This is a genomic window from Mycobacterium asiaticum, from assembly GCF_001673315.1.
GTDB lineage: Bacteria > Actinomycetota > Actinomycetes > Mycobacteriales > Mycobacteriaceae > Mycobacterium > Mycobacterium asiaticum_B.
The window spans coordinates 1-13495 of the sequence record NZ_LZLQ01000126.1; the positions used below are offsets into that span (position 1 = coordinate 1).

A 13495-nucleotide genomic window follows, 5' to 3' on the forward strand; every position below is an offset into this window, starting at 1 on the left:
CCCATGGAATTGGAAGAAGCGCTCGATGCCGAGTTGCACCGCAAGGGCCGCGGCCCGTGGGTGCCGCCGCCGTGGCCGTGACCGCCGCCCCAGCCGTGGCCGCCGCGCACCGGATCGACGCGCGGTCCAGCGGTCGGCGCTGGGGCGATGCTGGTGATCGAGACAGGTGCGGCCTGGGCGACGGGTACCGGGCCGAACAGCAGAGCCGACGTCAGCGCGCCCGCGCCTGCCGCACCGACCATCCCAATCCGGACGCTTTGCCGTGTGATCAACATTGGAACTCCTCTTCTTCGAATTGCAATTCCAACGCTATGCAGAAGTTCCTGGGCAAACCATGAAGAGTTAATTTGGCTTAGCTGTATATTGTCGCCCATAACCGTCAAAGATACTGATTTTCGCCCGACTGAAGCCCGATAGTCTGGTGATACTGATTTACTTGATTACTGACATGTGCGGTCAGATTTTCCGTATCTTCACCATTTATGATGAGACCTAGCAAACTTATTAGCCGGGCGTACAGCAAAGACTAAGGAAGCGTCCCTAGACTGATTCACTGCTTGGCCCTCGAAGGAAGGTCGCTGCAGTGAGCATTGAATCGATCGGGGATGGCGAGCCGACGGAGCGCTTCGTCAACTTCCCGCAACCGCGCCGGCCGCGGATCCGCGAGCAGCCGTCCGTCGGCTACGGCGCACCCAATCCACCCGGGCGCGCGCAGCGGACCAGGCGGACCGTCGACCTGTCGCCGGCAACCCACCGAGCCCTCGACATCTGGCAGCGTGATGCCGCCGACCGACTAGGACTGGCGCGAGTCACCGGTCAGGACGTCATCACCACGCTCATCGAACAGCTTCTGGTCGACCCGCGGTTGTCGGCCCAGATAATCCGGGTGATTCAGGCGCGCCGGGTGTGAACCGAGGCCGGGCCGTAGGGTCACTCGGCTTTCACTCGGCTTTTTCGTTGGCCTTTTCGTCTGACTTCTTGTTGGACTTTTCGCCTGACTTTTCGTCTGAGTTTTCGTCCGACTTTTCGCCTGACTCTGTCTTGGCCGTCTCGTCGCCCGCGGAGTCCGACTTCGCCTCGCCATTCTCGTCGTTCTTCTCGGACTTGGCTTTACCTTTATCGCCGCTGTTGGCACCGCTCTTGTCCGCGCCCTTGTCCGACCCTTTATCCCCGGCCTTATCCCCGCCGCTCTTGCTGTCCTTCTCGTTCAGATCCTTGGCCTTTGCTTTGGCCTCGTCCTTGTCGTCGACGTCCAGCTCGCGCAGCTCGCGCTTGAGGATCTTGCCGGTCGGGTTGCGAGGCAGCTCGTCGAGGAAGATGACCTCGCGCGGCACCTTGTAGCGAGCCAACTCTTCCTTCACGTGCTTTTTGAGTGTGTCCTCGTCGACGTCCGAGCCATCCTTCTTGACCACGAATGCACGCAGCCGATGCCCGTAGTCCTTGTCTTCGACGCCGATCGCGGTGGCCTCTACGACGTCCGGGTGCCCGCTGAGGCAGTCCTCGACTTCGGCCGGGAAAACGTTCTCGCCGCCGGAGACGATCATTTCGTCGTCGCGGCCACTGACGAACAGCAGCCCGTCCTCATCGAAATAACCGACGTCGCCCGACGACATCAGGCCGTCGATGATCTCCTTGTGGCCGCCGCCCGTGTAGCCCTCGAACGGGAACGCGTTGCCGACGAAGATCCGCCCCACCTCACCCTGCGGCTTCTCCTTGCCGTTGTCGTCCAGGATCTTGACCTTGACGCCCTTGACCACAGGTCCGACCGTCGACGGGTCCTTCTCCAGGTCTTTGGGACCAGCGATGGCTGCGAACGCGATCTCGGTCGAGCCGTACATGTTGTAGATGACCGGACCGAAGTCCTTGAGCGCGCGTGCCGCCAACTCACCGCCCAGCTGCGAACCCGACACGAAGATGATCTTCAGGTTCGATAGATCGGGCTTCTTGTCCATCTTCTCGATGGCGTCCAACAACCGGGACAGCATCACGGGCACCACGACCATCGCTGTGGCCTTGTGTTTCTCCAGGTCTTCCAGCACCAGCGGTGGCTTGAATTTGCGCCGCAGCACCAACGTCGAACCCAGGAACATGGCAATCGTGGCGTGCAGGAAACCCAGCGCGTGGAACATCGGCGCAGGCAGCGAGGTGATCTCGTTGGCCTTGAACGGAACGTGCGAGAGGATCCCGCCGACCGGCGCCAAGGTGGGGGGCGTGCTGCGGTTGGCGCCCTTCGGGGTGCCGGTGGTCCCGCTGGTCAGGATGATGATCGAGGCGTGCTTGCCGGCTTTGGGAGCCGGTTCTTTGCTACTGCGCTCGATCAGGTCGGCCAACGTCTCGTCTTTGCTGCCCGAGTCCTCGTCGCTGTCCGGGTTGGTGCCCAGGGCGCGCAAGAAACCCAGTTCCGGCTCGGCCTTGCTGACGGTCTTGGTGTATTCGTCGTCGTAGATGATCAGCTTGGCGCCCTCGCGCTCGGACACCTCTTTGACCTGCGGGCCGGAGAATTCGCTGTTGAGCAGGATGATGCGGGCACCCACCCGGGCTGCACCGAAGTAGGCGATGAGGAACCAGCGGGTATTGCGGGCCAGGATCGCGACACCGTCCCCGGCTTTGACGCCCTTTTCGAGCAGTCCGTTCGCTACCGCGTGGGCGGCTTCGTCGAGTTCGCGAAAGCTGAACTCGCCGTCTTCGTCGATGCACGCGGCGCGGTCAGGGGTGCGCGCGGCATTGAGCGCCGGCAGCATCCCGAATTCACCCCATTTGACGATGCCGCTGGCCATCGCGGCGTAGTTCTGCGGGGCTTCGATCCGGAAGGCCCCGGCTTCGAAAATCTTGCGCACGTAGTGCAGTTCGGCGGCGCCGCGTTCAACGTATTGCTGGATTTTTCCGACGCCGGGCAGGTCGCTGAGGTTAGGCATAATCCTCACCATATGTGACGGAGGTCGCAATGCGACCACTAGGTTTCCTCCGAATTACCATGAACTTCCATGGCCAAACCCGTGTTGCTGGAAGTGACCGGCCGGGAAGTCGCCGTCACTCACCCGGACAAGGTCGTGTTTCCTGCTCAGGGCATTACCAAGCTCGACTTGATCCGCTACTACCTGAGCGTGGCCGACGGTGCGCTGCGCGGGGTAGCCGGCCGGCCGATGATCCTCAAACGCTTCGTCAAGGGCATCACCGAAGAGGCGGTATTCCAGAAGCGGGCACCCGCCAAGCGGCCGGACTGGGTCGACGTCGCCACGCTGCGGTACGCCTCGGGCACCTCCGCCGACGAGGCCGTCATCCACGACGCCGCCGGGTTGGCCTGGGCGATCAATCTGGGGTGCATCGACCTCAATCCGCATCCGGTGCTGGCCGAGGACCTCGATCACCCCGACGAGCTGCGGGTGGACCTGGACCCGATGCCCGGCGTCTCGTGGCAAGGCATCGTCGACGTGGCGGCGGTGGCCCGCGAAGTCCTCGAGGATCACGGCCTGACCCCGTGGCCGAAGACGTCCGGGTCACGGGGCTTCCATATCTACGCCCGGATCAGCCCGCGCTGGCCGTTCGCCAAAGTGCGGCTGGCCGCCCAGACCGTGGCACGCGAGGTCGAGCGGCGGGCACCGGAGCTCGCGACCAGTCGGTGGTGGAAGGAAGAGCGCGAGGGCGTGTTCGTCGACTTCAACCAGAACGCCAAGGACCGGACCGTCGCCTCGGCCTACTCCGTGCGGGCCACTCCGGACGCCCGGGTGTCCACTCCGCTGCGCTGGGACGAGGTAGCCGGTTGCCGCCCGGAGGAATTCACCATTGCCACTGTGCCCGGCCGATTCGCCGAGCTCGGTGACCCGTGGGAGGGGATGGACGACGCGCCGGGCAGCCTCGACCAATTGCTCGCGCTCGCCGAGGAATTGGGCCCACCGGAAAAAGCGCCCCGGGGCGCCGCCAGGAGCGCCGACGGTCGGCGGCAATCCGTGATGCCGCTGATCGAGGTGGCCCGCACCAAGACGAAGGACGAGGCCATGGCCGCGCTGGACACCTGGCGGGAACGCCACCCCGCGGCGGCCGACCAGCTGCAACCCGCCGACGTCCTGGTCGACGGGATGCGGGGGCCCAGTTCGATCTGGTACCGAATCCGGATCAACCTGCAGCATGTGCCCGTCGACGAGCGGCCCGCGCAAGAGGAGCTGATTGCCGACTACAGCCCCTGGAGACAGCCCGACACTGGTCCCCGCCCGAAGCCCAGCCCGCGAAACAAGGCGACGTAACTAACGGACCGGTAAGGCACGCGATACTCTCACGCTGTGCAACAGGGATGGACTCGGCGCGGATTCCTGCAGGTCGCCGGGGCCGCGGGGCTGCTCGCCGCGTGCTCTGAATCCAAGCCGGCGCCGGGATCGCCGGGCGGCGGGTCGGTGACAGTCAGGCACTTGTTCGGTGAGACCGTCGTCAAAGAACCGCCTAAGCGCGTTGTCAGCGCGGGCTACACCGAGCAGGACGACCTGCTCGCTGTCGGTGTGGTGCCGATCGCGGTGACCAACTGGTTCGGTGACCAACCCTTTGGGGTGTGGCCGTGGGCTCAACCCAAACTCGGTGCGGCACAGCCGGTTGTGCTGAACTTGGACAACGGAATTCAGGTCGACCAGATCGCGGGGCTGAAGCCCGACCTGATCGTGGCGACCAACGCCGGCCTCGACGCTGACACCTACCAGAAACTGTCGGCGATCGCACCGACCGTCGCCCAGTCGGACGGCGACGCGTTCTTCGAGCCGTGGAAGGACCAAGCCGCGGCGATCGGGCGGGCGGTGTTCCAGGCCGATCAGATGAAGTCGTTGATTTCCGCGGTCGAGGGAAAGTTCACCGATATCGGCCAGAAGAATCAACAGTGGAAGGGCAAGAGGGCGCTGCTGATGCAGGGCCGGATCTGGCAGGGCACGGTGGTGGCCACCGTAGCGGGCTGGCGGACCGACTTCATGAATCAGATGGGTCTGGTCATGTCCGACAGCATCAACGCCTACGCCACTGATCACCGCGCGGTGATCCCACGGGATCGCATAAAGGATGTGCTCGACTCCGCCGATGTGCTGATCTGGACGACCGAGAGTCCCGAGGACGAGCAGGCGCTGCTGGCCGACCCCGAGATAGCGGCCGCGGTTACCACCGCCCAGAAGCGGCACATCTTCACCGGCAAGGATCTGGCCGGAGCGATCGCCTTCGCATCGCCGCTGAGTTATCCAGTTGTCGCCGATCAACTTCCGCCGCAGCTCACCAAAATTCTGGGCTAGCCACCCCGAGCATGAGCGTTTGCTAAGGCACCTCTGGCAGTGCTCGAAAGTTGCTGGCCGAGCCTGTAATTCCGGAGCTACCGTGAACTATGGATGTGACGGAGATCACCCAGTTGGCCTGCGACGTCGTTGACTACGGGGACCAGGCACTGATGCTGCAGTGCGACAGCACCGTAGAGGTACTGGCGTGGGCGGATGCGCTGCGAGCGGCTGAGTTGCCCGGCGTGGTCGACATCGTCCCCGCGTCCCGCACCGTCCTGGTCAAGCTGCACGGCCCGCGCTTTCAGGGCGTGACCCGGCAACGTCTGCGTAAGCTCCGGGTCACACCCGATACCGCCGATGCCGCGCACGAACAGGGCCGGGAGCTGGTGATCGACGTGGTGTATGACGGCCCGGATCTGGCCGAGGTCGCCCGCTGTACGGGACTGAGCACGGCGCAGGTGATCAATGCGCACACCAGCACCCCGTGGCGCGTCGGCTTCAGTGGGTTCGCTCCGGGCTTCGCGTACCTGATCGGCGGTGACGAACGGTTGCACGTGCCGCGACGAACGGAACCGCGGACGTCGGTTCCGGCCGGGTCGGTGGGCCTGGCCGGCGAGTTCAGCGCGATCTATCCCCGCCGCTCACCGGGCGGCTGGCAGCTCATCGGGCACACCGACGCGGTGCTGTGGGATATCGATCGACCCGATCCGGCGTTGCTGACCCAAGGCATGTCGGTCCGGTTCCGTGCGCACTAGGCCGGGCAAGGAGAGACCGCGATGACGACTTTGGAAATCCTGCGCAGTGGACCCCTGGCCCTGGTCCAGGACCTTGGCCGGGCCGGACTGGCCCACCTCGGTGTCGGTCGATCCGGGGCCGCCGACCGTCGTTCGCACGCGCTGGCCAACCGGCTGGTCGCCAACCCCGATGACTGGGCCACGGTGGAGGTCACCTTCGGTGGATTGTCGGCGCGGGTCCGCGGCGGCGACCTCGACATCGCCGTGACCGGGGCCGACACCGACCCCACCATCAACGGAATCATGTTCGGCACCAACAGCATTCGTCATGTGCGCGCCGGCCAGGTGGTCTCGCTGGGCACGCCCCGGGCGGGGCTGCGGTCCTACCTGGCGGTACGCGGTGGCATCGGTGTCACGCCGGTGCTGGGCTCGCGCAGCTATGACGTGCTCTCCGAGATCGGACCGCTGCCGCTCCAACCGGGCGACGTGCTGCCGGTGGGCGAGCACACCGCCGACTACCCGGAACTCGAACAGGCCCCCGTCGCCGCGATCACCGCCGATGCGGTGGAACTGCGTGCGATACCTGGCCCTCGCGACGACTGGTTCGTCGACCCCGACGCCCTGGTACATACCGATTGGGTGGCATCCGACCGCAGCGACCGGGTGGGAATGCGACTGGCCGGCCGTCCCCTCCAGCACCGCGAGCCGGACCGGCAGCTCCCCAGCGAGGGGGCCACCCGCGGTGCAATCCAAGTGCCGCCCAACGGATTACCGGTCATCCTTGGTCCCGATCATCCGATCACCGGCGGCTACCCGGTGATCGGCGTGGTGATCGACGAAGACATCGACAAACTGGCCCAGGTGCGGCCGGGGCAACACGTGCGGCTGCACTGGGCACGGCCCCGGCGGCCGGCCGAGTCTGGCTGGTAGACAGGGATCGTGCATACCGCGCGGCTGGTACACACCGCCGATATCGACGACGAGACCCGCAGGCGCATCTGCCAGATGGTCACGACCGCTTTTTCCGGGGCCTCTTCCGGAGCTTCTTCCGGGGCTTCTTCCGGTGACTTGGACGAAGCCTTTTCCGAACCCTTTTCTGAACCTTTTTCCGAGCCCTTTTCCAAGCCTCTTTCCGAACCCTTTTCAGAGCCCTTTTCAGAAGCCGATTGGGAGCACGCACTGGGCGGCATGCACGCGCTGATCTGGCACCACGGCGCAATCATCGCGCACGCCTCGGTGGTGCAGCGCCGGCTGCTCTACCGGGGCACTGCGTTGCGCTGCGGTTACGTCGAAGGTGTTGCGGTACGCGAAGATTGGCGTGGTCAAGGACTGGTGCACGCACTGCTGGACGGCGTCGAGCAGGTGATGCGCGGCGCTTATCAGCTCGGTGCCCTCAGCTCCACGGTGCAAGCCCGCCGTCTCTACGCGGCGCGCGGCTGGCTGCCCTGGCTCGGGCCGACCTCGGTCCTGGCCCCCACCGGGCTCACCCGCACGCCCGAGGACGACGGGACGGTGTTCGTGCTCCCAGTCAGCGTCAGCCTCGACACGTCCGAGGAGCTGGCGTGCGATTGGCGCGACGGAGACGTCTGGTAACCCCTCACACATCGTAGGGCGTTGCGGTGATCCGAAATTCATTCCCGGGTCACTGCCAGAAGCGCTCGCGCAACAATGCATTCCTAGCGTGGTCGGCAAGGTTCGATGACGTGAGGAGTCTGGATGTTCGCCGAGTTCCGCAGGTCGCTGAGGGGCCGTTCGCATGAGATTTCCGAATGGGACCCCGAAGATGTGGCGGCTTGGGAAGCCGGTAACAAGTACATCGCCCGACGCAACCTGATCTGGTCGGTGGCAGCCGAGCACGTCGGGTTCTCGATCTGGTCCATCTGGTCGGTGATGGTGCTCTTCATGCCGGCGTCGGTCTACGGGTTCTCCGCGGGCGACAAATTCCTGCTCGGCGCCACCGCCACGCTTGTCGGTGGCTGCCTGCGTTTTCCCTACACCTTCGCCACCGCGAAGTTCGGCGGCCGCAACTGGACCGTGTTCTCTGCCGTCGTGTTGCTGATCCCCAGCGTCCTGACTCTGTACCTGCTGGCCCATCCCGGCTTGCCGTTGTGGCCGTACCTGGTGTGTGCGGCACTGGCGGGGTTCGGTGGCGGCAACTTCGCCTCCTCCATGACCAATATCAACGCCTTCTACCCGCAGCGGCTCAAGGGCTGGGCGTTGGCCCTCAATGCCGGTGGGGGAAACCTCGGCGTGCCGATGATTCAGTTGGTCGGGCTGCTGGTGATTGCCACCGTCGGCGACCGTCAGCCGTACTGGGTGTGCGCGGTATACCTGGTGCTGCTGGCCGTCGCCGGACTCGGCGCCGCGTTGTGCATGGACAACCTGCGGCAATACCGCATCGAGATGAACATCATGGGCAAGGTGCTGACCGAACCGCACACCTGGGTGATCTCGCTGCTGTACATCGGCACGTTCGGCTCGTTCATCGGCTTCTCGTTCGCATTCGGCCAGGTGTTGCAGATCAACTTCATCGCCAGCGGACAGTCCACCGCACAGGCCGCATTGCACGCCGCGCAAATCGCTTTTCTCGGGCCACTTCTGGGCTCACTGTCGCGCGTGTACGGCGGTCGGCTGGGCGACCGGATCGGTGGCGGCCGGGTCACCCTCAGCGTGTTCTGCGCGATGCTCGTGGCGGCAGGAATCTTGGTCCGCGTAGGCACTTTCGCGCAGCAGGAGCACGGTCCCGCCGCGGTGACCGAGATAGTCGGCTACGTAGCAGGTTTCGTCGCTCTGTTCATTCTGTCCGGTATCGGCAACGGTTCTGTGTACAAGATGATTCCGTCCATCTTCGAGGCGCGCAGCCACGAGATCGGACTCGACGAGGCGCAACGCCGGCAGTGGTCACGCTCCATGTCGGGAGCATTGATCGGATTCGCCGGAGCGATCGGAGCGTTGGGTGGTGTCGCGGTCAATGTGGTGCTGCGCCAGTCTTACCTCGACAGCGGCAACGCGACGTCGGCCTTCTGGGTGTTTGCCGGATTCTATGCGGCCGCAGCACTGTTGACATGGACTGTCTACGTACGCAAGCCGCTGCGGGTAACTACCGCCGCGAACCCGGTGCCCGCCCATGTGTAACCAAACTCACTCGATTCCCTAGCTTGTCAGCGACTTTGCAGACAACTGGAATTCAACTTTCAGCTGATATCGGCCCCGTTGAGTTGACGGTCCAGCGTTCTCGATGTGAGCATCGAAACCGACAGCGGCGCAAGCCTCTTCACGTCGAGGCGCGGTTGCGGCGCCCAGAAAGGTGGCCAACCAGATGGGCCGTGACCATCGCATCCCCCAATGGGATCCCGAAGACGCGACGGCGTGGGAGACCGGCAACAGCACAATCGCCCGCCGTAACTTGCTCTGCACTGCCGCCGGTGACCACGTCGCGTTCTCGATCTGGTCCTTATGGTCGGTGATGACGCTGTTCATGCCGGCATCCGTCTACGGCTTTTCGGCCAGTGACAAGCTGCTGCTGGGTGCCGTCGCAACCCTGGCCGGCGGCGCCGTGCGCATCCCGTACACGTTGGGTATCGCGCGGTGGGGCGGCCGTAACTGGACAGTGTTCGCCGCGTTCGTATTGCTGATTCCTACCGCGGGCACCATCGCGCTGCTGGCCAACCCCGGCCTTCCGTTGTGGCCGTACGTGCTGTGTGCTGCGCTGACCGGCCTGGGCGGCGGTAACTATGCAGCGTCCCTGGCCAACGTCAACGCCTTCTACCCACAACGACTCAAGGGCTCCGCCTTGGCCGTCAACGCCGGTGTAGGCAACCTCGGGGTCGCGGTGATCCAGCTGGCCGGACTGCTGGCGCTGGCCACCGCCGGACACCAGGCGCCGTACTGGGTCTGCGCGATCTACCTGGTGTTGCTGGCGGTCGTCGGCATTGCGGCCGCCATGTTCATGGACAACCTCGAACACGGGACGCAACCAAACACCCTGCGCTCCATCCTCTTTCTCTCACACACCTGGGTGATCTCGCTGCTTTACATCTGCACCTTCGGCTCCTGGATCGGGTTCGCCTTCGCGTTCGGTCAGGTGTTGCAGGTCAACTTCGAAGAGCACGGTGAGACTGTCGCGCACGCATCCCTGCATGCCGCGCAGATCGCCTTCGTGGGGCCGCTATTGGGTTCCCTGGCACGGATATACGGTGGCCGGCTGTCCGACCGGATAGGCGGCAGCCGGGTCACGCTGTCCGTGCTCGCCGGCATGATCGTGGCCGCCGGCTTACTCGTCGGAATCAGTACCCACGACGACAGCCGGCCGGGGACAGGTGGCGCGGCGCTGACAGGTTACGTCGTCGGCTTCATAGCACTGTTCATTCTGGCCGGCATGGGCAACGGCTCGGTGTTCAAGTTGATCCCGTCGATATTCGAAGCACGCAGCCGCTCGCTGGATCTCGTTGAGACACAACGAAGGCAGTGGGCGCGGGCAATGTCAGGGTCGCTGATCGGATTCTGCGCGGCGGTGGGCGCACTAGGCGGCGTCGGCATCAACGTGGCTTTGCGGGAGTCCTATCTGCGCAGCGGCACGGAGACGTCGGCATATTGGCTCTTCCTGGCCTCCTACGTGGTGGCCGCATGGCTCACCTGGGTGATGTACGTACGCCGCCCCACCGACCGTGTGACGAAGAACGCAGCCGAAGGCAATGCCGCAGCAATTGTCAGGTAACGCCTCGGAAATGTGGTCGGCATATAAGAGTCGTATGGCCCAGCCACAGTCTGCGCCACTTGCCGGCTACCGAATCGCAGTCACGTCAGCTCGTCGTGCCGAGGAGCTGATCGCACTGCTGCGCCGGCATGGGGCGGAAATTTTCAGCGCCCCGGCGATCAGCATGATCGCGCTGCCCGACGACGACGAGCTGCACACCAACACCGAGGCGTTGATCGCCGATCCGCCTGACATCCTGGTTGCCCACACCGGCATAGGTTTTCGCGGCTGGCTGGCCGCGGCCGAAGGCTGGGGTCTGGCGACCGAACTCACCGACGCGTTGTCATCGGCCCGGGTGGTGTCACGTGGCCCGAAGGCGACCGGTGCCCTGCGCGCCGCCGGTTTGCGTGAAGAGTGGTCGCCGGAATCCGAATCCTCGCACGAGGTGCTGGAATACCTGCTCGAATCCGGGGTCTGCGGAAAGCGCATCGCCATTCAACTGCACGGTGCGGCTGACGGTTGGGACCCATTCCCGGAGTTCATTTCCACCCTGCGTTCCGCGGGGGCCGAGATAGTGCCGATTCGGGTATACCGTTGGCTGCCAGTGCCTTTGGGCGGGGAGTTCGACCAGCTGGTCACAGGTATCGCCCGGCGACAGTTCGACGCGGTGAGCTTCACGTCGGCGCCGGCGGCGGTGGCGGTACTGGAACGCAGCCGCGAGTTGGACATCGAAGAGCAGGTACTGGAAGCCTTGCGCAGCGGCGTCCACGCGATGTGCGTGGGTCCGGTGACCGCGCGGCCGTTGATCCGTCGCGGCGTGCCGACCTCCGCGCCGGAGCGAATGCGGTTGGGCGCCTTGGCTCGCCACATCGCCGAGGAACTGCCACTGCTGGGTTCCTGCAGCGTGAAGGTTGCCGGTCACCTGGTCGAGATCAGGGGTACCTGCGTCCTGGTCGACGGTTCGGTCAAGCCGGTGTCAGGATCGGGAATGTCGATACTGCGCGCGCTGGCACACCGCCCGGGCGACGTGGTCGGGCGCGCTGAATTGCTGCGGGTGCTGCCCGGCAACGGCGACGACACGCACGCGGTTGACACTGCCGTGCTGCGATTGCGAACCGCATTGGGTGACAAGAACATCGTTGCCACAGTCGTCAAGCGCGGGTATCGGCTCGCCCTGGACACCGGGCCGGACGCCGCATGAGCCTGCTCTTGACGGCACACGGCACCCGTCGACCGTCGGGCGTCGCGATGGTGGCTGACTTAGCCACGCGAGTCAGCGGATTGCTCGACCGCACCGTCCAAGTCGCATTCGTCGATGTGCTGGGACCGACACCCAGCGAAGTGCTCTCCTGCCTATCCGCGCGTGACGACTGCGATCCCGCGATCGTGGTGCCTGCGTTCCTGTCGCGCGGCTATCACGTCCGCGCCGACCTGCCCGCGCAGATCGCGGCCAGCGGCCACCGCGATGTACGGGTTACCGCGGCGCTGGGGCCGAGTCCGGAGATCACCCGGATCCTGGGCCAGAATCTGGCCGCATCCGGTTGGCGCCCAGGTGATTCGGTACTCCTGGCTGCAGCGGGAACCTCAGACATGCTGGCTCGCAGCGACTTACATGGGGCAGCGGCGTCGCTGTCGACCCTCATCGGCTCGCGGGTCGACCTGTGTTTCGCGGCGACCGGCTCACCTACTGTGAGTGAGGCCGTCGCCGCTGCCCGCGTCCGGCGGGCGCGCCGCGTCGTGATCGTCTCGTACCTGCTGGCCGATGGTCTGTTTCAGCAACGCCTGTATGACAGCGGTGCCGACCTGGTGACGTCCCCGCTGGGCACGGATCCCGGTATGGCGCGGTTGATTGCCAACCGGTTCCGCAGCGCCCTCATACCGCCGGTCGTCCTGTACTCACGAACGGCGTGACCAACGACACTTGATGTTTGCCCGCATCCGGGGTAATCCTGGCAACATGGCCCGTAACGAAGAGCCCTCGCGTGGACTCCTCGATGATGTGGCAAAGATGCTGCGGTTGCCTTTCAGCACACCAGAGTTCATCGACCGCATCGTCACCGGCAGCGTCAACCAGGTAGGACGCCGCACGCTGTACATGTTGATCACCACCTGGGATGCCGCCGGCGGTGGACCTTTTGCCGCGAGTGCGATCGCTTCCACGGGTCTGTCCAAGACCGCCGAGATCGTGCAGTCGATGTTCATCGGCCCGGTGTTCAACCCGCTGCTCAAGATGCTTGGCGCCGACAAGATCGCTGTTCGGGCGTCGTTGTGCGCCTCGCAGCTGGTCGGGTTGGGCATCATGCGCTACGGGGTTCGTTCCGAACCGCTGCACTCGATGACCGTGGAACAGTTGGTGGACGCAATCGGCCCGACGATGCAGCGCTATCTCGTCGGCAAGATCGATTAAGCAGCCATTCGGTCGGCGAACCGTCCGATCTGAATGCGACCATCGGCGGCAACGCGCACCGCGTATACCGGCACCGACACCTCTGGGTCGTCCAGACAGCACCCGTCGTCCAGGGCGAAAGCCTGCTTGAGGATCGGTGACTGGACCGTGACACGGCCGGCACGGTCACCGACGATCCCGCGGGATAGCACCGCGGCCCCGGAAAACGGGTCGACGTTACCCACCGCGTGCACGGAGCCGTCGTCGAGCCGGAACAGCGCCGCCTGAGTGCCGTCGTCCAGCAGGACGCCGACGCCGCGGCCCGGAATGAGGTGGTGGTAATCGCAGGCGGTGGTCCAGACCTGGATGTCGTCGAGAAGTGTCATTGTTTCTCCTGGGCGGTTAGGAATGACGGCTAGAAATGACGGCTAGAAATGAC

12 protein-coding genes and 2 pseudogenes are annotated in these 13495 nt (G+C 64.8%); 11 read left to right on the forward strand and 3 right to left on the reverse strand.

All coding sequences use genetic code 11. The features are described from left to right. Positions 1 to 275, reverse strand: a pseudogene (locus A5636_RS20310) (hypothetical protein); the annotation flags it as partial. A 308-nt stretch (positions 276 to 583) separates the two neighbouring features. On the opposite strand from A5636_RS20310, the gene A5636_RS20315 reads away from it, so the two are divergent. Beyond that, on the forward strand, positions 584 to 910 hold the full coding sequence (locus tag A5636_RS20315) for an ATPase (protein ID WP_155763920.1): 327 nt from the start codon (positions 584 to 586) through the stop codon (positions 908 to 910). 343 nt (positions 911 to 1253) lie between these two features. Here A5636_RS20315 and fadD2 read toward each other — a convergent pair. Further along, positions 1254 to 2915, reverse strand: a pseudogene (gene fadD2, locus A5636_RS20320) (long-chain-fatty-acid--CoA ligase FadD2); the annotation flags it as partial. A gap of 69 nt (positions 2916 to 2984) precedes the next feature. Between fadD2 and A5636_RS20325 the strand changes: the two are divergent. The 10 genes from A5636_RS20325 (at position 2985) to A5636_RS20370 (ending at position 13077) form a co-directional block, all read left to right on the forward strand. After that, a complete protein-coding gene (locus A5636_RS20325; protein WP_065160437.1) occupies positions 2985 to 4241 on the forward strand; it encodes a DNA polymerase domain-containing protein in 1257 nt (418 codons plus the stop codon). A 36-nt stretch (positions 4242 to 4277) separates the two neighbouring features. Next, positions 4278 to 5258: an ABC transporter substrate-binding protein gene (locus tag A5636_RS20330; RefSeq protein ID WP_065160438.1), complete on the forward strand. Its 981-nt coding sequence runs from the start codon at positions 4278 to 4280 to the stop codon at positions 5256 to 5258. A gap of 89 nt (positions 5259 to 5347) precedes the next feature. Beyond that, on the forward strand, positions 5348 to 5995 hold the full coding sequence (pxpB, locus tag A5636_RS20335; RefSeq protein ID WP_065160439.1) for a 5-oxoprolinase subunit PxpB: 648 nt from the start codon (positions 5348 to 5350) through the stop codon (positions 5993 to 5995). Positions 5996 to 6016: 21 nt separating this feature from the next. Next, positions 6017 to 6904, forward strand: a complete 888-nt coding sequence (locus A5636_RS20340; protein WP_065160440.1) for a 5-oxoprolinase/urea amidolyase family protein — start codon at positions 6017 to 6019, stop codon at positions 6902 to 6904. A 6-nt stretch (positions 6905 to 6910) separates the two neighbouring features. Continuing rightward, on the forward strand, positions 6911 to 7567 hold the full coding sequence (locus A5636_RS20345) for a GNAT family N-acetyltransferase (RefSeq protein WP_437339850.1): 657 nt from the start codon (positions 6911 to 6913) through the stop codon (positions 7565 to 7567). A 123-nt stretch (positions 7568 to 7690) separates the two neighbouring features. After that, positions 7691 to 9109, forward strand: coding sequence for a nitrate/nitrite transporter (locus tag A5636_RS20350; RefSeq protein ID WP_065160441.1), 1419 nt, complete (start codon positions 7691 to 7693; stop codon positions 9107 to 9109). A gap of 184 nt (positions 9110 to 9293) precedes the next feature. Further along, positions 9294 to 10691 (forward strand): nitrate/nitrite transporter, encoded by a 1398-nt coding sequence (locus tag A5636_RS20355; protein WP_065160463.1) that lies wholly within the window; start codon positions 9294 to 9296, stop codon positions 10689 to 10691. A 34-nt stretch (positions 10692 to 10725) separates the two neighbouring features. Continuing rightward, positions 10726 to 11871 (forward strand): uroporphyrinogen-III synthase, encoded by a 1146-nt coding sequence (locus tag A5636_RS20360; protein ID WP_065160442.1) that lies wholly within the window; start codon positions 10726 to 10728, stop codon positions 11869 to 11871. Beyond that, on the forward strand, positions 11868 to 12581 hold the full coding sequence (locus A5636_RS20365) for a sirohydrochlorin chelatase (protein ID WP_065160443.1): 714 nt from the start codon (positions 11868 to 11870) through the stop codon (positions 12579 to 12581). The genes A5636_RS20360 and A5636_RS20365 overlap by 4 nt, the downstream gene beginning before the upstream one ends. A 46-nt stretch (positions 12582 to 12627) precedes the next feature. Next, positions 12628 to 13077: a hypothetical protein gene (locus A5636_RS20370; protein WP_065160444.1), complete on the forward strand. Its 450-nt coding sequence runs from the start codon at positions 12628 to 12630 to the stop codon at positions 13075 to 13077. On the opposite strand, the gene nirD is transcribed toward A5636_RS20370, so the two are convergent. After that, positions 13074 to 13442: a nitrite reductase small subunit NirD gene (gene nirD / locus A5636_RS20375; RefSeq protein WP_065160445.1), complete on the reverse strand. Its 369-nt coding sequence runs from the start codon at positions 13440 to 13442 to the stop codon at positions 13074 to 13076. The genes A5636_RS20370 and nirD overlap by 4 nt on opposite strands. Positions 13443 to 13495: the final 53 nt, after the last annotated feature.